Genomic DNA, 25,546 nt, shown 5'->3' on the forward strand with positions numbered 1-25,546 from the left:
ATTTGATGATATCTAGTTTTGAGGGAATAAGTTCTCTTATAGTGTGGTGGCGATAGCCTAAAGGATACACCCGTTCCCATGCCGAACACGGAAGTTAAGCTTTAGCACGCCGATAGTAGTTGGGGGATCGCCCCCTGCGAGGATAGGACGTTGCCACGCAAACGTAAGGAACCCAGTGATTGGGTTCTTTTTTTATTGCCATTTTCTGCGAAGTTCGCGATAATGGACTTATGCCGCTTTAGCTCAGAAGGTAGAGCGTTTCCATGGTAAGGAAGAGGTCGTTGGTTCAAATCCAATAAGCGGCTTATCAATAAGGAATTGCCGGTTTTCGTTTAGAAGGAACCGCACTGGAGTCGTATTCCGGTGCGGTTCCTTTTGTCTATTGGGACCTGGATTCCAAAAAGTTTGCGCAGATTTTGCGCGTTGTTTTTGAACCGTTTTTGAATTCTTAAAATCGATGATGCCAGTTATGCTGCAAGATATGGTGTGGTGAAGCGACATCAGAATCTTAATGATCCACTGGGTATTGTGCATTGTTCTAATGCGGAATGAAAGGCAGAATACCAGGATAAACGCCACAGGGTGAATAACTTAGAATAAGAGCAGTTAATGTTATGGGAAGCCTTGTCTTCCTTGCGTTACCGGCTGTATACTTTAGCTGTAACTATTTTTAAGGAGGATGAAATTTTGACAACTAAATGGGGAATTGCGGTTGGCTTGTTACTGGGCTTGCTCAGTACGACTAGCGGATTCGCAGCCACGACGCAACCGGCAAAACAGATGACCGTACATTACCAATCAACGACGGGCAAGACACTCAAACCCGCCAAGCAGATCACGACGACCGGCGCCACGGTTCAGGCTTATGGCAGTCAGTTTAGCGCTAGCGGGACTGGGACTTTTGGTAACGGCGGCACCGGGTACGTTAAAAAGATCAAAGGCTACGTGCCGTTTTCATTGAAGAAGGCCTACAAATACAGTCAAGTGCCTACCAAGGTGACCGTGACCTATGTGAAGGAGTCCGTCCTCAATAAGAAAGTGGCTGCGAGTTATCTTAAGCAGTTTAATGCCTATCGGAAGAAACAAGGGGTTCAACCATTGAAGCACCGGAAGAGCCTGCTGAAAAAGGTGAACGTCCGCGCCCATGAACTCTGGATTCGTGACGACCATGTTCGGCCTAACGGTAAATCCTACAACGCCAAGATGAGTGGCTATGCCGAGACCATGGCAGAATTGCCAGCCTACTACACACCAGCTGGCATGATGGTTGGGGGTCTTGGTGCCACGCTGGTCTACAACGCCAAGGGCAACATCACCTACAAGGGCACTGCCCAGACGGCTGTCAACGAGCTGATGACGGTTGATAAGTTGCATCGGAATACGGAACTGAATACTTGGGCACATTATAGCCAAGTGGGCTTTAGCTTCGCCTCTGATGGCTCGGCCATGATGGCACAATTATTCCAAATTTAAGTTAGGAGATCGCACATGTTTAAGCAACTTAGTTTAGGACTTGCTGCCGGTTTAGCAGTCTTGGGGCTGGGCGCAACCGCACAAGCCGCTAGTAACCAGCAACTTGTTTCACAAAAATCGGTGACGCGGTCTGGTAAAGTGACCGGTAACGTTAAGGGTAAGTTATACGCCTTTAGGACCACTGGCCAGGTGTTAACTTTAACGGCGACTCATCAGTTGAAGAATTACCCGCGCACGGCTTGGATCGTTAGCAAGTCTGCGGTTATTCAAAAGGCGAACGGCAAGCAGTATCGGTATAACTACGTGACGTCGACCAGTTCCAAAACTAAAAAGACGGTGAGTGGCTGGGTCTGGGCGCACTACCTCAAGACGCCCAAGACCGTTAAACTCGGCGCTCCCTATGTGAGTCAGCAGGCAGTGAAGGCCTGGATGGGGTGCGAGTCGGCCAGTTTACTTGAGGGCCTACACTACAAAGGTGTTTTGACTTCTACCGGGCTGGTCGCCTTTATGAAACACCTACCCCGTAGTAAAAATAATAATCCCAACAATGGGTTTGCTGGGAGTCCTTATAAGGTCACGCCCGGGGTGTTCCAATCCATTTTCCCTAAACCGTTAGCCAAGTGGGGGAACCGGTACGAGCCGGTTAAGAATATTAGTGGTGCCAAGTTAGCCCAATTACGCGCACAACTCCGGCTACATAATCCCGTTGTGGTCTATGTGACCTTGCACTTTGCCAAGGCCCAGTATGGCCATTACTTCTGGGGGACTGGCATCAACAACAGCCACGTCATGCTGCTCGATGGCTATAAGTCTGGGGCGTACCACGTGGCCGACCCGAACCATGGTAAATATTGGGTCAGCGCCAAGAAATTTGCGCGGAGTTATAATTACAAACATTTCGCCGTTGCGGTACAGTAAGAGATAGGAGAATGAACATGTCAAAGTGGCCAAAAATTTTTACCGGATTTGTCGTTGCTTTCGGGTTATTGGGACTGAGCCAAGCGGCCAGTGCTAGCAGTTATACCGTTAAATCTGGTCGAACCTACAATTCCCGCATCGTCCGGAGCAAGGGCTGGCGGTTATGGAACCAGCCGTACACCAAGCAAGCTAAAGCGTTGGGCAAGACGGGAAAGTTGAGCGGGCAACTGGTCCAAGTGGATCGGGTGGCCAAGCAAGGGAACGACACGTACTTTCAGATCAGCCGGCGCGGGCACAATTACGGTTGGCTCAACGCCCAGGGATTGAAGACCACCAGTCGTTATGTCCTGCCGTACACCTACACCAGTCAACTTTACCCGCTATACGCGCCCAATGCGTGCGAGGCGGCTAGTATGAAGATGGCGCTGTCGGTCAAGGGAATTGCGACCAAGACCAGCCTGAAGACCATCATCACTAAGATGCCCAAGGCCAAGACCCCTAGCAAGGGATTCGTGGGCAATCCGTACACGGAGAGTCGTCCAGGGGAGACCCGGACCATTTATCCCAAACCGCTAACGGCCTATACCAAAACGTATGATGCGCAGGCCAAAAATATTACCGGTGCCAGCAAGCAACAGCTGATCACGGAAATCAAACGCGGCAATGCCGTGATTTTCTCAGGGGCTTGGCGCATGCAGGGATTCCGTCCTTATCACGTTTTAGCGCTTGTTGGGTATCAACATGGTCAATTCTTAGTTGCTGATCCGTACATGAAAAAGAGCTGGCCAAATAAAACTTATTGGACAAAATCGTCAAACTTTATGAAGGTGTACCAATCCCGGCATTCACGGGCAATTACGGTACGTTAATTTAAAAAAGGGAATCACCGTTCGAAGGCGGTGGTTCCTTTTTTGATTGTGCACAACGAATTGTGTTTCCTTCTGCGTATCAACCTGATAGGATATTGGTTATCGGAGAGAGAACAACAGACAATTAAATTTAAAAATTTTGGGGGAAAAGATAATGACACAACACGTACGCACAAGTTTATGGTTAACGGCGGCAGCGACTCTGGTGGGGGCCGGAATGCTGATGACGGATGACCAAAGTAAGCACGTCTTTGCCGCAACGTTGGACGCCCAACACCGCGTGGTCGAAACGGGTGATTTAAAACCTGGCGACCGGTTGGACAAGGAAATGACCAACACCTATTTACAAGAAATTGTTTTGCAAGCGCTTAATCGCGAAAATCAAAGCCGAAAAAAATGGCATGAATTTTCTGAAGTAAAAGTACGAGACGTTGCCCATATCAAGCGATTGTCCATTTCAACGGAGAATACCATTTACGGGACCAATATTCCGACGGGTGAATTCACCTTGAACGGGTTGAAATACTTTACCGACTTGGAAGAACTTTCGTTGGATGGGTCCGTTCGGAACTTTGATGACAAGAACCACTTTTCCGCTGGTGAAAAGCCCGTTTGTCAGGGACAGGGGAAAATTACGCGGCTGAAGCAACTTGAGCGGCTCCACAAGCTAAAGTCAGTCGACCTGAGTAACAACATGATCAGGGACGTTAGCTCGTTGGCTGGATTACCTGAACTGTCGGTGCTTCGGCTGGAAGGCTGTCGCATCAAAGATTTCTCACCACTGAAGGGAACGAACTTTGAGGTCTTGAAGCTTTCCGGACAGGTTATTACCGAGAACAGCCGGTTGAAGGGCCAAACGGTCAACGCCCATCTGGACAACGACTTCACCTGGGTCGATGGGACGAAGAAGCAAATGACTGCCGCCCAAGAATTTGGCATCACCTCCTACTATCAGGAATACCGCAACGAGCTGGGAGAATGGCAAATGACGACGCGTTTCTACAAGCCACGGTTCAGCGGGGGCAAGGCAACGCCAAACACCCAGGATTATGGCTTGGACTTCAAGGATTTAGCTGTCCAGGAAAAGGTGCGGAAGACGGATACGATTGGGGAAGGTAAGGTTGCCAACGCCGGTCAAGATAACCGGTACGCTATGATCGGTGAAGTATTAGGGGATGATGGCAAGCCAATTTGGACGTACATTGACACCTACTCATCCCATGTTTATCCAGCGCCGGTCACGGTTTCTTACGTTGATGAAAACGGCAAGACCTTGAGCGAGGACGTCGTGTTGAAGGACAATTTAGGTGTGGCGTATACGGCGGAAGAAAAGAAAATTGCGGGCTACAAACTGAAAAAGGTTGAGGGCCAAGCAAGTGGGACGTTTACCGAGGAAAAGCAAGCTGTGACCTTCGTTTATGAAGCGGATGGAAATGATAGCGGTTCCAATAGTAGTGATAACAACGGTGATGGTGACACGAACACCGGGAATGGCGACGGCGGTTCCGATGCCGGGAACGGTGATGGCGGTTCCGACGCAGGGAACGGCGATGGTGGTTCCGATGCTGGGAACGGCGATGGTGGTTCCGATGCTGGGAACGGCGATGGTGGTTCCGATGCTGGGAACGGCGATGGTGGTTCCGATGCTGGGAACGGCGATGGTGGTTCCGATGCTGGGAACGGCGATGGTGGTTCCGATGCTGGGAACGGCGATGGTGGTTCCGATGCTGGGAACGGTGATGGCGGTTCCGACTCTGGGAACGGTGATGGCGGTGCCGGCTCAGGGAATGGCGATGGCGGTTCCGGCTCAGGGAATGGCGATGGCGGCTCCGACTCAGGGAATGGCGATGGCGGTTCCGACGCTGGAAACGGTGATGGTGGTTCCGACACTGGTAACGGTAACGGCGGCTCTGGCTCAGGCGGTAACGATGGCAACGTGACTGGTCCTGGTGGTAGCGGTTCTGGCAACGGCGGTAGTAACGGTGAGGACAATGGTTCTGACGGTTCGGATGGTTCCGGCGATGGCGGTTCTGGTTCTGGCGGCGGCAATGACGGGGACGAAAATGATACCGGTACAGATGGTTCCGGCAACGGCAATGGTTCCGGTAGCGGGAATGGGAATGGTTCTGGCAATGGAGATGGTTCCGGTAACGGAGATGGCTCTGGCAATGGAGACGGCTCTGGCAATGGAGACGGTTCTGGTGATGGAAATGGCTCTGGTAACGGAGACGGTTCCGGCAACGGAGATGGTTCCGGCAACGGGAACGGTTCTGGCGACGGGAATGGCTCTGGTAACGGGGATGGCTCTGGCAACGGGAACGGTTCCGGTAACGGAGATGGCTCTGGCAACGGGGATGGTTCTGGTAACGGAGATGGCTCTGGCAACGGAGATGGTTCCGGTAACGGAGATGGCTCTGGCAACGGGAACGGTTCCGGTAACGGAGATGGCTCTGGCAACGGAGATGGCTCTGGCAACGGAGATGGTTCTGGCAACGGGAATGGCTCTGGTAACGGGGACGGTTCTGGCAACGGAGACGGTTCTGGCAACGGAGACGGTTCTGGCAACGGAGACGGTTCCGGTAACGGGAACGGTTCCGGCAACAGCAATGGTTCCGGTAGTGGGAATGGTTCCGGCAACGGCAATGGTTCCGGTAACGGAGATGGTTCTGGCAACGGGAACGGTTCCGGCAACGGAGATGGCTCTGGTAGCGGTAATGGTTCCAATACAGGCAATGGCTCTAACACCGGCAACGGGTCCAACTCAGGCAACAACAACGACACTGGCGTTGGCAACGGTAGTGGTTCTGGCAATAATACCGGTAACCCGGGTGGCAGCGGAAATGGCAACACCGGCAATACCGGCGGTTCCGGTTCCAATACGGGCAATGCTAATGGCAGTAACCAGGGCGGTGGGAACACTGGCAATGGTAATGATCACAACACCGGCAATAACAACAGTGGTACTGGAACCGGAAACAACACCGGCTCAGGTAACGGCACGACCGACGTTAGCACGGGAACAACTGGCAATGGTACTAGCAGCGGCGTAACCGGCGAAACTGGCAGCGTGACTGGCACTGAGAATACCGATGATACGGGCGACCAAAACGTTACAGGTTCCGCTGCAGACACGTTAACGGGTGGGACGTCATCGACCAACGACGATGCGCCAACCGGGGTAAGTTACAGCGGGTCTGGTTCAACCAGCTCAACGGGTTCAACTGGCGGTAGCGGTTCCGGCAGTTACGGCCACAGTGGCAATACAATTGGTGGTCAGACTGCGAACGGTGTTTTACCACAGGCCAACGAACAACAGTCATCTGCTGCTTGGTTAGGAGCTCTGCTAACGGTCATCACGTTAGGTGGCTGGAAACTGGTCAACCGGAAACGACGTCAGAACTAGCAGGGTAACACGCAGAATAGAAGTGTTAGGCATTACTGAAAAAATAGAAGTTGAGCAGAATATAAGTCCAATGATTACCTGATGTAGTGAAAGACGAAAATTTGGAAAATTATGGGAGGCTGGCTATGAGATCAAAGAAGCCGACAGCACCGGTTGCTGGGATAACGACCGGGCAGGGTGGCAAAATGGCACCAGCTAAGGATGCGCACAAGTCGTTGCGGACTGGGGGAGTCCCGCTACGACAACCAGCGACACCGTTGGTTTGGCTGGGAACACTGTTGGCGGTGCTACGGGGGCGCCAACAAAAATAAGTGAAGTAAGATAAGCGCTAGCAACGCCAAAGAGTAGGAAAAATAAAAGGTATGGCCGTCAGTCGACGAGGCCATACCTTTTTTGATGTCACGAATTAATTTGACTGTGTTGCTGGATGTGCGCCCAGGCGCGTTGAAGTTCCTGGGTGTAGGCGTTGAAGCCAATTTGTTTGAGATGTTCGTGGGCGGTTGGGAGATCAAAGTAGGCGACTCGCTGGAGTTCTTCCGTTTGAATCGTCAGTGCGCTTGCTGGTTGGTCTGTTTGAAAGGCGAACCAGGCTTCGATCCAGTTAGAATGGGGCTGGAGTAAGTAGTTATCCGCCGGTGTGACCGGTAAATCCAGTCCCAGTTCCTCTGACATTTCACGGTGCATGGCAGCCGTAATGGTTTCGCCAGCGACCACGGAACCCCCAACGGAGCAGTCCCAGCAATCGGGAAAGTTCAGCTTGTTGGGCGACCGTTTTTGTAAGAGCACGTCGCCGGCTGGATTAAAAATAAAGGCGTCCACGACCAGGTGAAATTCCCCGGCTCGCACGGGATTACGTCGCTGTTGTTGGCCGACGCGTTGTAGGCGCCGATTATAAATATCCCAATACTCACTTAAACGATCCGCGGCCATGCCGGTCATCTCCTTACCTTTTAGTCTAGCGTACCACTTTTAGGACAAAACGTTGACTGTTAAATTGACTGAATGGGTTAGGCTTCATCGTAGCGGGTAATCTCAAACTGGTGATTTTCGTATTTAGCCATATAGACGTCCCGCACGTTCTGAACGTCGTGTTGCTTCAGCTGCGCCAGAAGCCAGGTTTCATCGTGGCTCATCAATTCCAAAACGTCGTAGTCAATCTGCCCATCCACGATGACGGGGTAGCGAATGGAGCCGTCACCCTGCCGAAGCACGGTCAGACTCCCATTTTGCTCGACGATAGCCCGTTTAACATCATCAATCTGGTAAACGCCCGCCGTTCGGAGTTTGAAATCAATTTCCTTGGCAGATAAATTGGCCTTTAAACAGTTATGGACGAGTAGCTGGCCGTTACGAATCACCGTGATGGGACCACCGTCAATGAATTTGCCAACGGCCCGGACGTGAATCTTGAGGTAGCGGGTGACCAATATCAGCAGTGACCAAATCAGCAACACCATAATGAACTGGATTAAGGTCACGGCCGAGTTATAGATGACCCCACCAACGATTCCCCCTAAAACATAGTTCTGCACTTGGTCGATAGCGGAGGTGGGGGCCAGGTTACCCTTCCCCGAAAAATTAATCAGGAGAGTCATAAAAATAAAACCAACCAGCAGTTTAACGAAAACATCTGAATAAACGAACATAGCTTACTCCTTTATAAGTGTGATTTTCGGCCGGTGTAATTGGACCTTTTCCAAAACGTAGGCGGACCCATCGGCGTTGTAATCCAACCGGTAGTAGCCTTGCGGGGCCTTGATCAATAAATTGGTATTCGTATTGGTCGCATTGACCGCCAACTGCGCGGGTTTTACGTGGAGCTGCTTGGCGACGGTCGTGACGGTACTGGTAATCTCACCAGTCTGTTCGGTTGCCGACCGTAAGGAGACCAGACTGTTGATTTGAAAGCCCAGCACGAGTAAAAGTAGGGTCCCGGTAATAATACTCATATCTTTATATTTGACGTTCCACCGGTGGCGTAAGTAGTAAACGAACAACCCAATGAAAACAATCAAGAGGGCAATTAATAGGCCGATGCGGGCGTATTGCCAGGTGTTGTGATGATTGGTTAGATACCCATAAGTATAGAATGTCATCGTGTACTCCCTTCAATAGTTACTAGGGGTTATTTTATCACGAAATGGCGGTGGCGGGTCGGACCACGTTTGCGGAGAAGTCGTTTCAAGTGTTCGATATTAAACTGACTTGGCAACCTAGCAATTAATATTTTAATTAAGAAATGATTAGAGTATAATGAGAATATTTACATTAGGAGGGACCACCATGGACGTTCAAATCACGAATCGCCAGTCGGTCATTCAAATTGTTAAGGCCGCTAGCAGCGACATCATCGGGACGCTTGGTGGCGACACCTTCAGCTTTGCCCTGGGACTCATGCTGTTACATACGACCCACTCTGCCATCAGCTTTGGCTTGGGGTCGATCATTTATCCACTGGTAGGCTTACTGTTAGTCATGCCAGTCGGCAACTTAGTGGATTGCCGGCGCCATAAGCCACTCCTATTGACCAGTCGTGGCGTGGCTTTGCTGGCGTTCGTTGGTTATGCGTTGTTAGCGAACCGCGTCAACAACGTCATGGCATTGGCGGTTGTCGTGCTAACCATCCTTGCCTGCGCAGACAAGGTCACCTCGACGACCTATACCGCGTCCATCCACGAGCTGGTCAATGACGAGCACATTAAAACGCTCGCGACGATTGAGCAGGCGGCAACGGCTGGAATTCAACTGATTTCGCCGGTGTTGGCCGCTGCGTTGTATGGCTGGATTGGCTTTGAGGGAATCGTTGCAGTCGAAATCGTGGCCGAGAGCTTAACCTGGTTGATTGCCCTGAGCATGCATTTCCATCCGTTAAAAGTCACGGACGAAGACGCGGCAGACACGGACAAGACCCAGTGGGAACAATTTAAGGTGGGCCTAGTCTTCATTCGCCGCCACTTTACGCTCTTTACCATCGTGACGATTGGCATTTTTCTAAATTTCTTATTTTCTTCGATTGACGTCGGCTTGCCGTACGCCATCGTACAGACCCGCCACCTGGGCAACGCCCGCTTGAGCTGGATTTTAAGTGCCTTTGCCGGTGGGGTCCTGGTCGGTAATTTAGTCCTGTCGGTTCTGCCTCGTTTTAAAAATGTGCTGGTTGCCGTCTTGCGGTTAGCCATGCTGTTGGGCGTTCTAATTGGCGTCATCGGCGGGCTCTTTCTGGTGCCCATCTCCAGCTTCATCCTGGTCGCTAGTCTGATTGGTATCTCCTTTATCATCGGGGGTGTCCTGGCCTTCGTCAATACACCGATGTCGGTCTACATGCAGATGACCGTGCCCACCAAATTGCTGGGAAGAGTCGGTTCAACGTTTTCCACGCTGTTGCAACTGGCCTTGCCATTGGGGACGGCGTTTTACGGGTTTGCTTTTCAAAAGGTTTCCGCGGGACCCATTTATTTGGTGACCGGGATCGTCATCGTCTTGTACATTGGCGGAAATTACCTGGCCATTCATCGGCATGCCAGCGCGGAGCAAAATACGCCTGATTGACCCATTTTCGTGCTAAACTCGGAAGCGTAATCAACACGAAATGGAGGCGTCTGACATGCAAGAATTTGATGTTGTCATCATCGGTGGCGGTCCCGGTGGCCTAGCCGCAGCTTATGGGTTACATGCGCGGGGGATGAACGTTGCCGTTGTGGAAAAGGACCTGTGGGGTGGCACCTGTCCCAACCGGGGATGTGACCCGAAGAAGATTTTGATGGCCGCGGTGGAAGCTCAGGGGCGCAGTGAAGCGCTTCAGGGTCACGGCCTCACCAGTGTGCCCCAGTTGGATTGGCCGGCCTTAATGGCCACCAAGCGGGCATACACGGCTAAAATTCCAAGTGGCACCCAGGGTGGGTTACAGTCCGCTGGCATCGCTAACTTTCACGGCACCGCTAGCTTTAACGCCGACGGCACGCTGACCGTGGGGGAGACGCAGCTGACCGCGACGAACTGGATCATTGCGACCGGCCAAGAACCCCATCTACCCGCCATCAAGGGGCAGGAGTGGTTGCGGACCAGCAATGACTTCCTGGACCTGGACAATCTTCCGGCCGACATTACGCTGATGGGCGCTGGGTTTGTCGGCGTTGAGCTGGCGGCCATTGCAAACGCCGCGGGTAGTCGCGTCCACCTGGTGCATCACAGTGACCGGCCATTACGGGCCTTCGACGGCGACCTGGTCACGGACTTATTGGCTCGGTTAACCGCTGAGGGGGTCGATGTTAAATTAAGCACCGACATCACCGAGGTGACGCCAGCGGATGACCAATATCGTGTCACGACAGCCACGGGTGAGAATTGGACGTCAGACTTAGTCTTTGCCACGGCTGGCCGGACGCCGGTCATCACGGACCTGCACCTGGAACGAATTGACGTGGTCACCAGTCGGCACGGAATCAAGGTCAATGGCCAGCTCCAGACGACCAACCACCACGTGTTTGCCATCGGCGACGTGGTCGACCGGCCACAACCTAAGTTGACGCCGGTTGCCGGCTACGAGGGCCAGTACCTGGCGGATACCCTGGCAACGGGAGATGCGGCGGCTATCGTCTATCCGGCGATTCCGTCCGTCGTTTACGGCAAAACGCAACTGGCCCAGGTCGGCGTCACAACCGCTGAAGCGGCAACGGCACCCGACAAGTATCACGTCACGGACCTGGATTTGACGCACTGGTACAGTTACCAACGGATTCAGGACCCGGCGGCGCGAATCAAAGTCGTGGTCAATCAGATTAGCGGTGACATTGTGGGGGCGACGATACTTAGTAGCGAGGCCGAGCAGGTGATTAACTACCTGGACTTTGTGATTCAAAACCACATGACTACGGCGGATATCAACCGGATGATCACGGCTTATCCAACGCTAGCTTCAGATCTCACTTACTTCAATTAAGCGGGGTAAATCAGCGCCTCCGGGCTGGTGAAAATGAGCCGTGACGCTGTGGGCGCGCGCCTGGAGCCGAAGGGCGGTCTCCAGGCTTACTTTGAGCCGCTGAGAAACGCGTCTCAAAGATAGCAGTTACCTAAGCGGGGAACCCGCTAAGGTAACTCCCACGGCTGAGCTCATTTTCACCAGCCCTGCGGCTGACACGGATTTGGCTCGCTGAATTGCGAGTAGCCGGTCTGCGTTGTTGGTCTTGGCTGTTTGGGTGGCCATCGCCTAAGTTAGGCTATTTACTAGGCTGAGGAGGGCTTATTCGTGGCGCGCCTCTGGACACTCCCACGACCGGCCCAGTTTTCCCAGCCCTGCGGCTGACACTGGTTTGGCCCGCTGAATTGCGAGTAGCCGGTCTGCGTTGTTTGTCGACTGTTTGGGTGGTCATTGCCTAAGTTAGGTTATTTACTAGACTGAGGAGGGCTAATTCGTGGATTGCCTCTGGTCACTTTTACGACAAGCCTAGTTTATTTGAGTTGTCATTAAATTATTGGTTCAATTACTTCTGTTGTTGTGAAGTGGTTGGGCCTTTTTGTGGTTGATTTGAGATTAGCTATTTAGAAGTTACAATAACTATCAGAAAATAGTTGTCCAGTATCAGTGACCAGAGGTGGATCAAATTGACCAGCTGTGTCGGTGGTCTTAACTGAGGGGGCTTCTCAGTTTAGAGCACGGGACGACCTTGAGACCGGGGCTTGGGCTCAAAGGCGAGGTGGCGGACCGCTCTTTAGGCCGCCACCGGTCCCCACAGCAGGGCTACTTGAATCCACCGCCGGGAACGGCCAGCTAAGACCAAAGCCATTTTCAGATTGCGCGGTTACCCAAGTAACTGAATGGTTAGCGGCCACTACGGCTTCGTGAGCGTGGTACACTAGCGGCAATTCCAGGAGGGGGACTGGCTAATGTGGGGGTTAGAACGGGAAAAGCGCGTGTGCAGTTTTCTGTTTAGTTGGTTTTTGTTACTACCCGCGGCGAGTTGGCTACTGATCTATCCGCGGCAATCCGCTGTGGATTTGACGGCGGAAGGCGTGGCCATTTTGTGGGGATTGCTGGTTTTGGGCTGGTCTTGTCGGCCGCATCATCAGGCATAGCTTATGCAAGCACCACCAAAAAGTTTCCGGTGGTGCTTTTGTGTTGCTCAAATGTGGCGTATGATAGAATTTATTAAATTTTATTGAAGGAGGGATCCGCGTGGCATTTCTAGGAACGTTGTGTTTAATCCTGGTACTGACGACGCTGGCGGGAAACTTAGCGAACCGCCTGGGCGTTCCAGCAGTTATCGGGGAGTTGCTAGTAGGTATCATCGTCGGACCGGCATTGCTAAACTGGGTACAGCTCAACAGCTTAGTTAGTTTATTTGCCGATATCGGGGTGGTGATTTTGATGTTTCTCGGGGGGCTGGAGAGCAACCTGCAGTTACTGATGAAATATCTGCGCCCGGCCATTGTGGTGGCAACCTCTGGCGTCATTTTTCCGGTGACACTGATGGGGCTGACGTCTTGGTGGTGGGGCTTTACACCGTTGGAATCCCTCTTTATCGGGGTGATTTTCTCCGCCACGTCCGTTTCCATTTCGGTCGCGGTGTTGAAGGAATATCACGCTTTGACGACGCGGGAGGGCGCCACGATTTTGGGGGCGGCCGTGGCCGACGACATTATTGGCGTGGTGCTTCTGTCCTTAATGATCAGCCTGTTGGCGAGTCAGGGCATCGAGACGGCCGGGAGTCAGCCAGCGCTGGCCTTGGTTTTGGTGGAACAGGTCGCGTTCTTTGGCGGCACGTACATCCTGGTCAAATGGGTGGCCCCGTACTTAATGCATTTGAGCGAACGCCTGGTGATGGCCTCCAGTGTCACCATCATGTCGATGGTCATCTGTCTGGGTATGGCCTGGATTGCCAATTTGGTCGGTCTGAGCGGGGCGATTGGTGCCTTCTTTGCCGGCATCGCGGTGGCGCATACGCCATACCGTGCCGTGTTGGCCGACCACGTGGAACCATTGGGTAATGCCATTTTCATTCCAGTCTTCTTCGTGAGTGTCGGGTTAAATATGACGCTAAACCATTTAGCGGATAACTTAGGCATCATCGCAATCTTAACGGTGCTGGCCTGTGTAACCAAGTTAATTGGTTGTGGCTTGGGTGCTCGCTTGAGCGGGTTTACCATGGGCAGCAGTACCGTGATTGGTACCGGCATGATTGCCCGGGGCGAAATGGGGTTGATCACCGCCCAGATTGGGCATCAAGCCGGTCTGCTCGGTGGCAGCGACTACTCCGCCATGATTCTGGTCATTATTTTAGCCACCGTCATCGCCCCCTTGTTATTGAAACAGGCATTGAAACATATGCCAGAGGGCCAGCTGGAACAGGCGGTCTAACAGCATAGTTGAAAAAGTTAGTTAAAGGCCCGGCTAAATTCGTGATGAATTTAGCCGGGCCTTTAAGCTTTAGGAAAGCCAATGTAGCGGTAATACTGATGTGAATGCCAGCCGGGATGCCGTAGTTGCCAGCCAAGCCAAATCAGCATCCCCACGCTGGCGGGCCTGAGCAGGAGCAACCCAATCAGAATACAAGGTCGTGTAAAAGCTAGTCTGCTGGATTGGGGGTTCTACGGCGAGTCTGAGTGACCAGAGGTGGGCCAAGTTGGCCAGCTGTGTCGGTGTTGTTGGCTGGGGTCCTTTCCCAGCCTAGAACACGGGACGACCTTTGAGACCGTTCTTTGGCTCAAAGTCGAGGTGGAAGACCGCCCCTCAGTCTGGAACCGACCCCATAGCAGGCCCACTTGAGCCCGCCGCCGGGAACGACAAAGAACCAGCCATAGAAACCCTCAGTCCAGTGAAAGACTTGCTTTATCGGGGGAAGACGCGTAAATTTAGGGAAAGCCAGACGCAGCGCGGAACATTTCACGGGAGGAATAATCATGAAGAAACCCTATTTTTTAATCGGATTGGCAGCCGTCACCCTCGGCTTAACGGCAAACAACGTGTCGTCAGCCCAAGCGGCGACGTGGCACGCGGGAACGCCGAAGGTTTTGCGCCACACCTGGTTTTACAACGGTAAGGACGACAACAAGGCCTACATCACCTACAGCAAGTCAAAGAGTACGGGGAATCTATTTGGCTATGACAGCACCAGCGAACGCTACTACCGGCTGCCCGGGTATGGCTTGAAAAAGCTGAAATATCAATCCTTAGGCAAACACGTTTACCGGTTATCCGGCATTCAGTATTCACCCAAGGGCAGTCAGGTCCAGTTTGACGGTCAGCGCATGACGTACAAGGTCAAGGTGACCAAGCAACAATTGCACTTCTACAAGGGTTATAAAAAATATGTTCGCAAGGCGACCTTCGCCACGATGAAGGCACCAGCCGGCTTATCATAGGTAAAAATAAAGTCTCACCAACAATTTCTGCTGGTGAGACTTTTTAATTTCAGTTAATTTTGAAATTCGTGTTCGATCGTTAGGTCTGACGCGGGAATCTTGTTGGAGGCAATCAGCGGGGAGGCCGCGCCGATGCACAGCAGGGTCAGGTGGTGCATGGCCCGCGACGCAATCGTGTAGAGCGTCCCGGTCAGCTGCTCATCGGGATAGTTCTCCGCGGACACGTTGTAGGCGATGACACTGTCGAACTCGAGGCCCTTGGCCAGGTAGATTGGCAGGACGACGATGCCCTTTGGCAGGGAACGGTCGGTGTCTGTCAGCCGCGTGATGTCGAAGTCGCGGTGAAGCTCCTGGTAAACGTACTTGGCTTCCGACGTGCTCTTGGTCAAAATGGCCACGGTGCCGTTGGTCGCGAGCTCTAATTTCAGCTCGTGGGCCAATGCCTTGAAGGCCGCCGCGGCATCGTAACGAATGATCACCTTCGGCAGGTCGCCCGGCCGGTTGAAGGCTTCAATCTGATCACCATCGGGCAGGAGCGCCTTGGCAAACGTGGTGATGGGTAGCGTTGAGCGGTAGGACCGCCGCAACGTGATCAGCCGAGACCGTTTGACGTTCAACGCGGCGTCTAACTTTTTCAAAATGGCTTCCGGTGCTTCCACGGCCTTGAACAGGGCCTGTTCGCTGTCGCCCAACAGGGTGAGCTTGGCCCGCGGGAAGGCGTGTTGCAGGTAAATCAGTTGGGCCATCGAATAATCCTGCATCTCATCGACAAACAGGTGTTGCATCCGGTGGTTGGCCCCGCCACCCGCGAGAATGTCCCGCAGGTAGAGCAACGGTGCCGCATCGGTCAGCGCCAGCCGGTGAAATTCGATGTCGTGTTGGTAGGCATCGACGACCGTTTGCCAGTCGGCAGCGGAAACGTCATCCGGTAGCGGGCATTGCTCCAGAAACGCCGTGTACTGGCTGTAGGCGTCCAAGAAGTAGCCGTTGTAAATGGCATCGTCGACCGACCGCAAGCGCCGCCGAACAATTTGACGGGCAATGAAGTCAATTTCATCGTCCAACTGTTCGAATTGGCCGAGGTGTTTTTCACCCAACAGATTGTGGTAATCTTCATCGCTGAGCTGGTCGATGGTATCGCGGACCCAGTCCTCCTTGGCCTCATCGGCAATGCGGTGCTTGAGCCGCTTTTCCAGGGCGTTCTTCGTCCGGAGTAGGCGGTCGGCCGGCGCCGTGGCGTCTGGAAATTGGCTGTAGATATCGCGAATTTCTTCCTTACTGAAGAAGACGCGACTCTTGAAGCGAATGTCCGTGAATTTCAAATCAGCCGGGGAACACTGGTAACAGTAGTCCTTGACCGCCGTCATCATGGCCGCGCTCTCCCGGAAATTGCGCAGGGGCAGATTGACCGGTTTTTCCTGATCGGCCTCATAGCGTTCAAATTGTGTTTGTACATTGAGCCCCTGGAACCGTTGCGTCAGGAACTCTGCCAACGTGACCTGCCGCATGTTCCGCTCACCCAGGCTGGGGAGTACGTCGCTGATGTAGTGACTGAACAGGCGGTTAGGCGAGAACAGCACAATCTGGTCGGCCTCTAAGTCGCGCCGACTGTGGTACAGCAGAAAGGCGATTCGCTGTAAAATGGCGGACGTCTTGCCGGACCCCGCCACCCCTTGGACCACCAGGAGGTCACTCTTGGTATCGCGGATGATGTCGTTTTGTTCCCGCTGAATGGTCGCGACGATGTTTTGCATGGTGGCGTCGTTTTGCTCGCCCAAGGCATGCTGGAGCATCTCGTCACCCACGGTCTCGTTGGTGTCAAACATGCTCTCGATTTGACCATTTTGAATCAAAAATTGCCGTTTCTTTAAGAGGTCGGTCTGTTGGTCGCCGGCTGGCGTGCTGTAGGCGACCTTCCCCAACACCCCGTTGTAGTAGATACTGGAAATGGGCGCGCGCCAGTCGTAGACCAGAAAGTTCTGGTCATCGTCGACGAATGAGGCGGTCCCAATGTAGAGGGATTCGGACTGCGTTTCGCCCGGATCCTGGATGTCAATGCGACCAAAGTAAGGGGACTTCTGGAGTTCCTTAAAGGTATCCAATTGGTCTTGAATAATGTTTTGGTTTTCAGTCAGCCGGGAGACCAGCGCCCGTTGTTGTTGCAGTTCAGCACTGGTTTCGATTCGGTCATCGACTTCAAACCAGTTGACCGAGGTGTTTTCACTATAATTCTGCAGGACGTTGCGCAATTCTTGGTGCGCGGCGTTGTAATCGGCATCGGTCTTCGCGATGCGCTTACCAATTTCATTTGCCACGCGGTCGACGCGCTGTTGTTCCTGTGCTTCTTCGCTGGTGGTCAAACTGACCGCCTCCTTTTGCTAGGCTAAAGTGCCTAACAAGTTTAGTCATATTCCCCGGCCGTGTCAATCAATCCCCCTTCGATTGTCGCCATTTTTCTTTTGGCCTTTGGTTTCGCCTCCGGGCGGGGCTAAATAGACCGTGACGCTGTGGGCGGACGACCGGAGCCAAAGGGCGGTCTCCAGTCTTGCTTTGAGCCTCAAAAGGCGAGTCTCAAAGTCACCAATTCTCTAAGTGGCCCAGCCCGCCACTAAGAGAATTCCCACGGCTGAGTCTATTTAGCCCCGCCCTGCGGCTGACGGTGGCGAAGGTTGGCGACATCGGAGTGGGATTTGGCTGATACTTTGTTCTCCTCCAGGTGGACGTGTTTGGAAGGATGTCCCGAGCCTAGGGAGCGGTCTCGGGACTTGCTTTGAGCCTCAAAGGTCGAGTCTCAAAGTCACCATTTCCTGAGGTTCCCTCAGGAAATCCCGCGGCTGAGCCTATTTTGAACCACCCTGCAGGGCTGACGGTGGTGGAGGTTGGCGGCAATCGGAGTGGAATTGGGCTGACGCTTTATCTTTTTTCGGCTGACAGTGGGGGGTGTGGGCGGACGACCGGAGCCAAAGGGCGGTCTCCGGTCTTGCTTTGAGCCTCAAGAAGCGAGTCTCAAAGTCACCAATTCTCTAAGTGGCTAAGCCCGCCACTAAGAGAATTCCCACGGCTGAGTCTATTTAGCCCCGCCCTGCGGCTGACGGTGGCGGAGATTGGCGACAATCGGAGTGGGATTCGCTGACACTTTTTTTTTCGTGTGGGTGTGGTGGGGAACGGTCTCGGGACTTGCTTTGAGCCTCAAAAGGCGAGTCTCAAAGTCACCATTTCTTGAGGGCACCTCAGGAAAGTCCCGCGGCTGAGCCTATTTTGAACCACCCTGCAGGGCTGACGGTGGCGGGGGATGGCGATAATCGGAGTGGGATTGGGCTGACACTTTGTGTTTTTGCAATTTATTTACTGGCTTGTCAATTTCCTAGATTATAAGTTATCCTTACTATGTAAGCGCTTTTATGATACGATTATCTTGTTCCATTAGTTTTACATTTTGTGGTACATAAGCATTGTTGTCGTTTCTCTGAGATTGGAAAGGATGATTTGAATGCAAGGCTGGCAATTTACGAAGACGCATGAACCCCTGCAATTGGTTGAGGTCGCTGATCCTGTTGCGGCGGCTGGGCAAGTTGTGATTGACATTAAGGCTTCTGGGTTGTGTCATACTGACGTGACCATCATTGATGACCCCGGGTGGATGGATTTGATTCAGCCACCAGTTATTTTGGGTCACGAGTGTGCGGGTGTGATTGCATCCGTTGGCACGGGTGTGACTAAATTTAAACCAGGTGACCGGGTTGGGGTTTGCCCCATTGATCCGGACACGCAAGTCTCAATCGGCGGGGTCGTTGACGGGGCTTACGCCAACAAACTTGTTGTTCCGCAAACCGAGCTGATTCCGTTACCCGACAATGTGTCCTTTATCGATGGTGCCGCGGCAACTGATGCCGGCATGACGTCTCACCGGGCTATCTTTGGTGTCGGTGGTGCGAAGGCGGGGATGAAGGTTGGTATCGTTGGCATTGGTGGCATCGGTGACTTCGGTGCCCAGCTCGCGATTGCGGCGGGTTGTGACGTCTATGCTGCTGACCCGAAGCCAGCCGCTAAGAAGATGGCTGAAGCGATGGGCTGCAAGGGCATCTTCAACGATGTTAGCGAAATGAAAGATATCGCCCCAGACCTCATCGTTGACTTCGCAGGTTTTGACAGCACCACGAGCCACGCCTTATCCGTTGTCGCACCCGGTGGCAAAGTCGTCGTGGTAGGGATGGGGATTCTCCATTCAACCATCAGCACCTGGGACCTGATTATGAAACGCGCTCAGGTCGTTGGCAGCATGGGCGGTGACAGCTCAGACATTGCGTTTTGCTACGACGCGCTGTCCAAAGGCCAGGTCAAGCCAACGTTGTCGACCATCGACTTCAGTAAAATTGATGAGGGGCTGGAAACATTGCGTCAAGGTGGCGTGACCGGTCGGCTGATTGCCACGCAAGACTAGCTAATTTTAAATTTGAAATCATCATCGGCGGGTAAATGCTGGTGGTGATTTTTAGGTTATCAGGAATTATTTGGGCGTGTAAGCCGGGACAAACAATTCACGTGAGTTACCCCAAACTGGGACGCAACCGCCAACGCTTTCAGTATAAAAATCTTTGTGGAAGTTACCAGTTTACTTTACCCGAAAAAACCTCTAAAATAAGGAAATAGAACTTGATAAAAGTAGGCCAATATTAGAGAAAAACCGCTCGTGCTGAAACGGTTTTACGGCCCAAATGGGTCAAGCAAGTTTCATTTAATCGATAATTAATTATCGCGGTGTCGCCGTTATTGACGAGAGTGGTGGTCCCAACGACCACAAATTAGGTGGTACCGCGCACGAGCGTCCTATTGGCAATTGGCCAGTAGGGCGCTTTTTCAGAAAGGAAGAACAAAATGAGTAAAAAACACGTTATTTTAACTGGAGACCGACCAACAGGTAAGCTACATATTGGGCATTACGTGGGGTCATTGAAGAACCGGGTCGCTTTGCAAAACACCGGTGATTACGACACTTATATCATGATTGCGGACATGCAGGCCCTGACCGACAACGCCCGGGATCCCGAAAAGATTCGCCACAGCCTGTTACAAGTTGCTTTGGACTACCTGGCCGTGGGTATCGACCCTGCCAAGTCCACGATTCTGGTACAATCCCAGATTCCTGCTTTGAATGAACTGACCATGGCGTACTTGAACCTGGTTTCCGTTTCCCGCTTGAACCGGAACCCAACCGTTAAGAGTGAAATTAAACAGAAGGCCTTTGGTGAAAGTGTGCCGGCTGGTTTCTTCATCTACCCAGTTAGCCAAGCCGCTGATATCACGGCGTTCAAGGCCGATACGGTCCCTGTTGGGGAAGACCAAGAACCTATGTTGGAACAAACCCGCGAAATTGTGCGGAGCTTCAACAATATCTACCAACAAGAGATTCTGGTCGAACCTGAAGGCTACTTCCCACCTAAGGGCCAAGGCCGGATCCCTGGCTTGGACGGCAACGCCAAGATGAGTAAGTCCCTCGACAACGCCATTTACCTGGGCGACAGCGCCGACGAAATTCAAAAGAAAATCATGTCCATGTACACGGACCCAGAACACATTCACATCGAAGATCCTGGCCATATCGAAGGCAACACCGTGTTCACTTACCTCGACATTTTTGCCGACGACCATGAACACGTTGAAGAATTAAAGGCCCAATACCAACACGGTGGCCTGGGAGACGTGAAGATCAAGCGGTACCTGAACGAAGTCTTACAAGCCAAATTACAACCAATTCGCGAACGCCGTGAAGCCTTCGCAGCTGATGAGGGCGCCGTTTACGACATCCTCAAGCAGGGGAGCGAAAAGGCTAACCAAGTCGCCGCTCAGACCTTACGTGAAGTTCGGCACGCGATTGGCATCGACTACTTCGGTTAGATTGAAACGGGGGATGAACAATGCAAAACTTAGCCATTGTTGATTTGGGCTCTAACTCGGTCCGAATGGCCGTTAATGAACTGCATGACGACGGTACGTACCGCGAAGTCAACCGCATCAAGGCTGACAGCCGTTTGTCAGAGGGGATGGGTCCCGAAAAGATCCTCCAACCGAAGGCGATGGACCGCACGATTGCGGCGTTGAAGTCGTTTCGACCGTACTATGAGCAATTACCCCATTTAATTGTTAGGGGAATTGCGACGGCGGCCGTACGCCAAGCCCGCAACCGCGACGAATTTTTAAAACGCGTCGCAGCGGCCACGAACATTGAATTAGAAGTGTTGTCCGGGGATCAGGAAGCCTACTACGACTACCTGGGCGCGGTCAACCGGTTAAAAATTAAGGATTGTCTGTTGCTGGATACCGGTGGGGCCAGCTGTGAACTGGTTCACGTCAAGGATGGCCGCGATGCCAACCTGATTAGCGTGCCGTTTGGTGCGGTTAACCTGTCGGAACAATTCCGGCTCGATGACCGGGTTACGGCAGTAGATTTGTTCTCCGCCCAGGTTTTCCTCCGGGAACGCCTCCAGGATATTTGGTGGCTCAATGATGCCAAACACCTGCCACTGGTGCTCCTGGGTGGTGCCAACCGGACACTAGCCCGGATGAACCGTCAGCAGCAGAAGATTTTGCACGTCGAAAACATTCACGGGTATCGACTCACTACGGGTCAAGTCATGAAGACGTTTGAACGGTTACTGCGGGTACCTTTGCGGGAACGCAAGCGCATTTCTGGCCTAGAGACGGAGCGGGCTGATATTATTATCGGGGGGATGTTGCCTCTGGTCACGCTACTTCAAATGCTGGATTCCGACCGGGTCATTTTCTCTGAAAGTGGCGTCCGGGAAGGCATCATCTCCGAGTACCTGAGTCAACGTTAGGAGGGACATCAATGAGCCAACCACCATTTTACCGGCTACCCTATGAGGCGCGCCGGGACCAAATTGCCAGCCAAAGCCATTTGACGGTCGATCAGTTAGTTGAGCTGACCGCCCACCGGCAGGCGACCGACGAGAATTTAATTGAAAATTATCTCACGACGTACGGCCTGCCCGAGGGGGTGGCCGTGAACCTGACCGTCGATGGCCGACCGGTGACGGTGCCGATGGTGACCGAGGAACCCTCAGTCATCGCAGCAGCTAGCAATGGTGGCCGGCTATTGGCCAGTCCAACGGGGATTGAGACCCAGGTTACCCAGCGAGAATTGATGGGGCAAATCGTTTTCAGTCACGTCATTGATCCCCGTGATTTAGTGAAATGGTTGACGGCTAACCGTAAGCGACTTCTTAACGTTGCCGATGCGGCCCACCCCAGCCTGATTACCCACGGCGGTGGTGCCAGCAGTCTGCGGATTCGCCAGCTGCCGCCCGATTGGGTGTTGCTGGATGTCTTCATTGACGTGGGCGAGGCCATGGGCGCCAATTTGGTCAATACCATGACGGAAGCCGTGGCGGCGGACATCAAGGCCCACCGCGACGAGGATATTTTAATGAGTATTCTCAGTAATTACGCGACGCATAGCCTGGTGACCGCGACCTGTGAGGTGCCAGTCAACCAACTGAAAACGTCCACGATTGCCGGGGCCGCGGTGGCCCAACGCATCGTGGAGGCCAGTGACCTGGCTCAGGTCGATCCGTACCGTGCGGTGACCCACAACAAGGGCATTATGAATGGCATCGATGCCGTCGTCCTGGCTATGGGCAACGACTGGCGGGCCGTTGAGAGTGGCGTTCATGCCTATGCTAGCCGTAATGGCCAGTATCAGGGCCTCAGCCAGTGGTCAATCGTTGATGGGCACCTACGTGGCGAGCTGACGTTACCCTTAGCCTTGGGTTTTGTGGGTGGCGCAACGCGCGTGTTGCCGCTGGTCAAGGTGAACCAACAGATTGCGCACGTGACGAGTGCTCGTGAACTCATGGGCATCACCGCGGCAGTCGGACTCGCCCAGAACGTGGCGGCATTGCGGGCCTTAGTGACCGATGGCATTCAACGCGGTCACATGTCCTTGCAACGCAAGTCGTTGGCGCTATCCGTTGGGGCGACCCCCGCGGAACTGCCAGAGGTGATGCACCGTTTAGCGACCATCACCCAGCCAACCATGGCGCAGGCCCAAGCGGCCCTAACCGCCGTCCGTCAAGCAAATTTAAAGGAATAGGTGAAAACAAACAGTATGCAAGCAAAAGATGTCAAATTAAATAAAGAGGTTCAAAGCCTGTTAGATCAAGTTAATGCTATCTATCCAGGTAAGGTTGAAGTCCAATTTATTGGGAAACTGCAAGCCGGTTTCGTCCGACATGACCAGGCCCAACAGATGCAAATGGGCAAGGATATTGCCATTCAAGTAGCCGATTTGACCGCGCCAAACTACACGGCCTCGCACGAACTGCTCCATTTGTTAATGATTCTATCCGGGTTCCCACAGGTCTTCTTCTCCCTGACGACCGGCCAACCCCAACTCGACGAACAACTGATGATCATGGGCACCGAGCTGTATGATATCGTCAGTCATGAAGTCGTGGTCAGTGAACAACGCAAGCACCATTTAATCGACGACAACATCAAGGATTTATACTTGAAAGGGGTCACGGCAACCATTAAGCCAGAACCCAATCCGGTTGACGATGAAATGACGCTACGGACGCTGACCTTACTGGATGCGTTGGTCTTCTTCGGGACCGACGACCAAGACTTGATGGCACAGTTCACCAAGGACTATCCAATCAGTTTCGCCGCCGCTCAGAAGCTGTACAAAGTTATCACGGAAAAGCCAGTCGACTCACCATTTAGCCTGCGCCGGAACGTGGTCAAACTGTTCAAGGCCTTTGATGCCCAACTGGAAGCCTGGAACTTACCAGCCCTGCACAACACTGAGTTCACAACGTTGACCAGTGTCTTGTCCAAGCGACAATTAAGTTTACAGGTCAAGCAGATCTTTGAGCTGTACCACTCAGACATGCACGAAAAGACCACGCAACGCCGCGGCTACGTCGGCTTCAATCACGCCGACGAGCAAAACGCGTTCGTGCTCCCAGCACCAGCGCCCAAGGACGATACGCCAGAGTACTTCACGAAGATTTACAGCATGACGGTCGAAGAGCTCTTCAAGCAGCTCAAGATGCCATACATCTTGCGGTAGCTAGACGTGCGTCAGGGTTCGCCTTACCGGGCGGTTAAAGTAGGCCGGAACGCGGTGGGCAGGACGTCTCAAGCCAAGAAGCGGTCTTGAGACTCGCTTTGAGCCGCAAAGTCCGCGTCTCAAAGTCGCCATTTTCTAAGAAAATCACTTAGAAAATCCCACGGCTGAGCCTATTTTAACCGCCCTCACGGCTGACACTGGCGTATCCCGCGACAGTATAGGATGAGACTTGTTAGGCTTGTCAGACTGAATGATGATACGGTCATTCATCGAATTGGCAGGATATATTTTAAACTTTACGAAAAGAATCCGCGACAAGCAGATGAAACCGGCATACAATGAGGGCGAAATCTGTTTATGGTTCGATTGTTTTCGGGCGAGTGTTAGTCATTGTGGCATCAAGAGTGTTGGATGAGATATGCACACTGTGCTTGACATAAGTACAGTTGTAATCAGATCAACGAACTGAAGTAACGTTAACTTAGATGGACCATGTCAGTGACCAGAGGTGGGCCAAGGCGACCAGCTGTGTCGGTGGTCTTGGCTGGAGTTCTTTTCCAGCCTAGAGCACGGGACGACCTGAGAGACTGGTGGTTTTCCAGGCTTTCAGGCGAGGTGAAGGACCGCTTCTCAGGCCGGAACCGTGCCCCACAGCAGGGCACCTTGAGCCCACCGCCGGGAACGGCACAGATCCATCTAAGTTAAGGATTAAGAAGGGATGATGGGGATGGAAGCGAGCTTGCAAGCAACCTTTGATGACGCCAAATACATCGTGTTTCTAACCGGTGCAGGCGTCTCGACGCCGTCGGGAATTCCAGATTACAGGTCGAAAAACGGCCTGTATACGGGACACCGCAACGCCGAGTATTACCTGAGTCACGCCTGCCTGGTACAGGAGCCAGAGGTCTTTTATGATTATGTGAAACAAAACCTGTACTACCCAGACGCCAAACCCAACGTCATTCATGAAAAACAGGCGGCCTTGACCCAACAGGACCGGGCGATGGTCATCACACAAAATATTGATAACCTGTACAACGTGGCGCACACTAAGCATTTGGTGGAATTTCACGGCAACATGTATCAGGTTCACTGTCAGCTCTGCGGGGCGAAGGTCGACTGGCAAGATTACTTGCAGGACCCGCACCACGACGCTGACGGCGGCTGGTTACGACCCGACGTCGTGCTTTACGACGAGGGCCTCAACGAGCTGAATATTCAGCGGTCAGTTGCCGCGATGGGCCAAGCCGATTTGGTCGTGATTGTCGGGACCTCCATGCGGGTTTATCCGTTTGCCGGGCTCCTAGATTACCGCAATCAGCAGGCCAAGGTGGTCGTGGTCAACCAAGAGCGCTTGGATTTGGGCTTTGACTACACGATGGTTCAGGCGGACGCTACTGAGTTCTTCAACGAACTCCAAGTTCGGGGGTAAGC

20 protein-coding genes, 1 tRNA gene and 1 rRNA gene are annotated in these 25,546 nt (G+C 52.9%); 18 read left to right on the plus strand and 4 right to left on the minus strand.

Annotated features, from left to right (window positions below; all coding sequences use genetic code 11):
* The first annotated feature begins 42 nt into the window (after window positions 1-42).
* From rrf to JUF22_RS12295, 7 genes are all read left to right on the plus strand, one after another.
* Window positions 43-159, plus strand: a 5S ribosomal RNA gene (gene rrf, locus JUF22_RS12265).
* Between the two features lie 73 nt (window positions 160-232).
* A tRNA-Thr gene (locus JUF22_RS12270) sits at window positions 233-305 on the plus strand.
* 382 nt (window positions 306-687) lie between these two features.
* Entirely contained in the window at window positions 688-1,473 is a 786-nt protein-coding gene (locus tag JUF22_RS12275) for a CAP domain-containing protein (protein WP_236000780.1), read from the plus strand.
* A 15-nt stretch (window positions 1,474-1,488) separates the two neighbouring features.
* Complete coding sequence (locus tag JUF22_RS12280; protein ID WP_203646688.1) at window positions 1,489-2,391, plus strand: C39 family peptidase; 903 nt, start codon at window positions 1,489-1,491, stop codon at window positions 2,389-2,391.
* 17 nt (window positions 2,392-2,408) lie between these two features.
* Window positions 2,409-3,260: a C39 family peptidase gene (locus JUF22_RS12285; RefSeq protein WP_203646690.1), complete on the plus strand. Its 852-nt coding sequence runs from the start codon at window positions 2,409-2,411 to the stop codon at window positions 3,258-3,260.
* A 154-nt stretch (window positions 3,261-3,414) separates the two neighbouring features.
* Window positions 3,415-6,663 (plus strand): MucBP domain-containing protein, encoded by a 3,249-nt coding sequence (locus JUF22_RS12290; RefSeq protein WP_203646691.1) that lies wholly within the window; start codon window positions 3,415-3,417, stop codon window positions 6,661-6,663.
* A 125-nt stretch (window positions 6,664-6,788) separates the two neighbouring features.
* On the plus strand, window positions 6,789-6,974 hold the full coding sequence (locus tag JUF22_RS12295) for a hypothetical protein (protein WP_203646692.1): 186 nt from the start codon (window positions 6,789-6,791) through the stop codon (window positions 6,972-6,974).
* Between the two features lie 88 nt (window positions 6,975-7,062).
* Here JUF22_RS12295 and JUF22_RS12300 read toward each other — a convergent pair whose 3' ends face one another.
* The 3 genes from JUF22_RS12300 to JUF22_RS12310 form a co-directional block, all read right to left on the minus strand.
* Window positions 7,063-7,593, minus strand: coding sequence for an NUDIX hydrolase (locus tag JUF22_RS12300; RefSeq protein ID WP_203646693.1), 531 nt, complete (start codon window positions 7,591-7,593; stop codon window positions 7,063-7,065).
* Between the two features lie 77 nt (window positions 7,594-7,670).
* Window positions 7,671-8,309 carry a DUF421 domain-containing protein gene (locus JUF22_RS12305; protein WP_203646694.1) on the minus strand — a complete coding sequence of 213 codons (639 nt, stop codon included), beginning with the start codon at window positions 8,307-8,309 and terminating at the stop codon, window positions 7,671-7,673.
* Between the two features lie 3 nt (window positions 8,310-8,312).
* On the minus strand, window positions 8,313-8,759 hold the full coding sequence (locus JUF22_RS12310) for a DUF3290 domain-containing protein (RefSeq protein ID WP_203646695.1): 447 nt from the start codon (window positions 8,757-8,759) through the stop codon (window positions 8,313-8,315).
* 187 nt (window positions 8,760-8,946) lie between these two features.
* Here JUF22_RS12310 and JUF22_RS12315 point away from each other — a divergent pair, with 187 nt between their 5' ends.
* The 5 genes from JUF22_RS12315 (at window position 8,947) to JUF22_RS12335 (ending at window position 15,021) form a co-directional block, all read left to right on the plus strand.
* Entirely contained in the window at window positions 8,947-10,212 is a 1,266-nt protein-coding gene (locus JUF22_RS12315; protein ID WP_203646696.1) for an MFS transporter, read from the plus strand.
* Between the two features lie 55 nt (window positions 10,213-10,267).
* Window positions 10,268-11,602: a dihydrolipoyl dehydrogenase family protein gene (locus JUF22_RS12320; RefSeq protein WP_203646697.1), complete on the plus strand. Its 1,335-nt coding sequence runs from the start codon at window positions 10,268-10,270 to the stop codon at window positions 11,600-11,602.
* A gap of 944 nt (window positions 11,603-12,546) precedes the next feature.
* On the plus strand, window positions 12,547-12,735 hold the full coding sequence (locus JUF22_RS12325) for a hypothetical protein (RefSeq protein ID WP_203646699.1): 189 nt from the start codon (window positions 12,547-12,549) through the stop codon (window positions 12,733-12,735).
* Between the two features lie 100 nt (window positions 12,736-12,835).
* Entirely contained in the window at window positions 12,836-14,017 is a 1,182-nt protein-coding gene (locus JUF22_RS12330) for a cation:proton antiporter (protein ID WP_203646700.1), read from the plus strand.
* Between the two features lie 542 nt (window positions 14,018-14,559).
* Window positions 14,560-15,021, plus strand: a complete 462-nt coding sequence (locus JUF22_RS12335) for a hypothetical protein (protein WP_203646702.1) — start codon at window positions 14,560-14,562, stop codon at window positions 15,019-15,021.
* Window positions 15,022-15,074: 53 nt separating this feature from the next.
* Here JUF22_RS12335 and helD read toward each other — a convergent pair whose 3' ends face one another.
* Window positions 15,075-17,381 (minus strand): RNA polymerase recycling motor HelD, encoded by a 2,307-nt coding sequence (gene helD / locus JUF22_RS12340; protein WP_203646705.1) that lies wholly within the window; start codon window positions 17,379-17,381, stop codon window positions 15,075-15,077.
* 1,130 nt (window positions 17,382-18,511) lie between these two features.
* Between helD and JUF22_RS12345 the strand changes: the two genes are divergently transcribed.
* The 6 genes from JUF22_RS12345 (at window position 18,512) to JUF22_RS12370 (ending at window position 25,544) form a co-directional block, all read left to right on the plus strand.
* Window positions 18,512-19,462, plus strand: a complete 951-nt coding sequence (locus JUF22_RS12345; RefSeq protein ID WP_203646707.1) for an alcohol dehydrogenase catalytic domain-containing protein — start codon at window positions 18,512-18,514, stop codon at window positions 19,460-19,462.
* A 434-nt stretch (window positions 19,463-19,896) separates the two neighbouring features.
* Window positions 19,897-20,916 carry a tryptophan--tRNA ligase gene (trpS, locus tag JUF22_RS12350; protein ID WP_203646709.1) on the plus strand — a complete coding sequence of 340 codons (1,020 nt, stop codon included), beginning with the start codon at window positions 19,897-19,899 and terminating at the stop codon, window positions 20,914-20,916.
* Window positions 20,917-20,936: 20 nt separating this feature from the next.
* On the plus strand, window positions 20,937-21,857 hold the full coding sequence (locus tag JUF22_RS12355; RefSeq protein WP_125765446.1) for a Ppx/GppA family phosphatase: 921 nt from the start codon (window positions 20,937-20,939) through the stop codon (window positions 21,855-21,857).
* A gap of 11 nt (window positions 21,858-21,868) precedes the next feature.
* On the plus strand, window positions 21,869-23,131 hold the full coding sequence (locus JUF22_RS12360; protein ID WP_203646711.1) for a hydroxymethylglutaryl-CoA reductase, degradative: 1,263 nt from the start codon (window positions 21,869-21,871) through the stop codon (window positions 23,129-23,131).
* A gap of 15 nt (window positions 23,132-23,146) precedes the next feature.
* Window positions 23,147-24,112, plus strand: coding sequence for an IpaB/EvcA family protein (locus JUF22_RS12365; RefSeq protein ID WP_203646713.1), 966 nt, complete (start codon window positions 23,147-23,149; stop codon window positions 24,110-24,112).
* A gap of 727 nt (window positions 24,113-24,839) precedes the next feature.
* Complete coding sequence (locus JUF22_RS12370) at window positions 24,840-25,544, plus strand: NAD-dependent protein deacylase (RefSeq protein ID WP_203646715.1); 705 nt, start codon at window positions 24,840-24,842, stop codon at window positions 25,542-25,544.
* Window positions 25,545-25,546 lie beyond the last annotated feature (2 nt).

It is taken from the genome of Levilactobacillus lanxiensis (genome assembly GCF_016861655.1).
GTDB lineage: Bacteria > Bacillota > Bacilli > Lactobacillales > Lactobacillaceae > Levilactobacillus > Levilactobacillus lanxiensis.

Coding starts and splice junctions, on each gene's coding strand:
- JUF22_RS12360 (WP_203646711.1), top strand. CDS start 21,869: ATGAGCCAACCACCATTTTACCGGCTACCCTATGAGGCGCGCCGGGAC.
- JUF22_RS12310 (WP_203646695.1), bottom strand. CDS start 8,759: ATGACATTCTATACTTATGGGTATCTAACCAATCATCACAACACCTGG.
- trpS (WP_203646709.1), top strand. CDS start 19,897: ATGAGTAAAAAACACGTTATTTTAACTGGAGACCGACCAACAGGTAAG.
- JUF22_RS12285 (WP_203646690.1), top strand. CDS start 2,409: ATGTCAAAGTGGCCAAAAATTTTTACCGGATTTGTCGTTGCTTTCGGG.
- JUF22_RS12325 (WP_203646699.1), top strand. CDS start 12,547: ATGTGGGGGTTAGAACGGGAAAAGCGCGTGTGCAGTTTTCTGTTTAGT.
- JUF22_RS12305 (WP_203646694.1), bottom strand. CDS start 8,309: ATGTTCGTTTATTCAGATGTTTTCGTTAAACTGCTGGTTGGTTTTATT.
- JUF22_RS12300 (WP_203646693.1), bottom strand. CDS start 7,593: ATGGCCGCGGATCGTTTAAGTGAGTATTGGGATATTTATAATCGGCGC.
- JUF22_RS12280 (WP_203646688.1), top strand. CDS start 1,489: ATGTTTAAGCAACTTAGTTTAGGACTTGCTGCCGGTTTAGCAGTCTTG.
- JUF22_RS12355 (WP_125765446.1), top strand. CDS start 20,937: ATGCAAAACTTAGCCATTGTTGATTTGGGCTCTAACTCGGTCCGAATG.
- JUF22_RS12290 (WP_203646691.1), top strand. CDS start 3,415: ATGACACAACACGTACGCACAAGTTTATGGTTAACGGCGGCAGCGACT.
- JUF22_RS12365 (WP_203646713.1), top strand. CDS start 23,147: ATGCAAGCAAAAGATGTCAAATTAAATAAAGAGGTTCAAAGCCTGTTA.
- JUF22_RS12345 (WP_203646707.1), top strand. CDS start 18,512: ATGCAAGGCTGGCAATTTACGAAGACGCATGAACCCCTGCAATTGGTT.
- JUF22_RS12295 (WP_203646692.1), top strand. CDS start 6,789: ATGAGATCAAAGAAGCCGACAGCACCGGTTGCTGGGATAACGACCGGG.
- JUF22_RS12320 (WP_203646697.1), top strand. CDS start 10,268: ATGCAAGAATTTGATGTTGTCATCATCGGTGGCGGTCCCGGTGGCCTA.
- JUF22_RS12370 (WP_203646715.1), top strand. CDS start 24,840: ATGGAAGCGAGCTTGCAAGCAACCTTTGATGACGCCAAATACATCGTG.
- JUF22_RS12335 (WP_203646702.1), top strand. CDS start 14,560: ATGAAGAAACCCTATTTTTTAATCGGATTGGCAGCCGTCACCCTCGGC.
- JUF22_RS12315 (WP_203646696.1), top strand. CDS start 8,947: ATGGACGTTCAAATCACGAATCGCCAGTCGGTCATTCAAATTGTTAAG.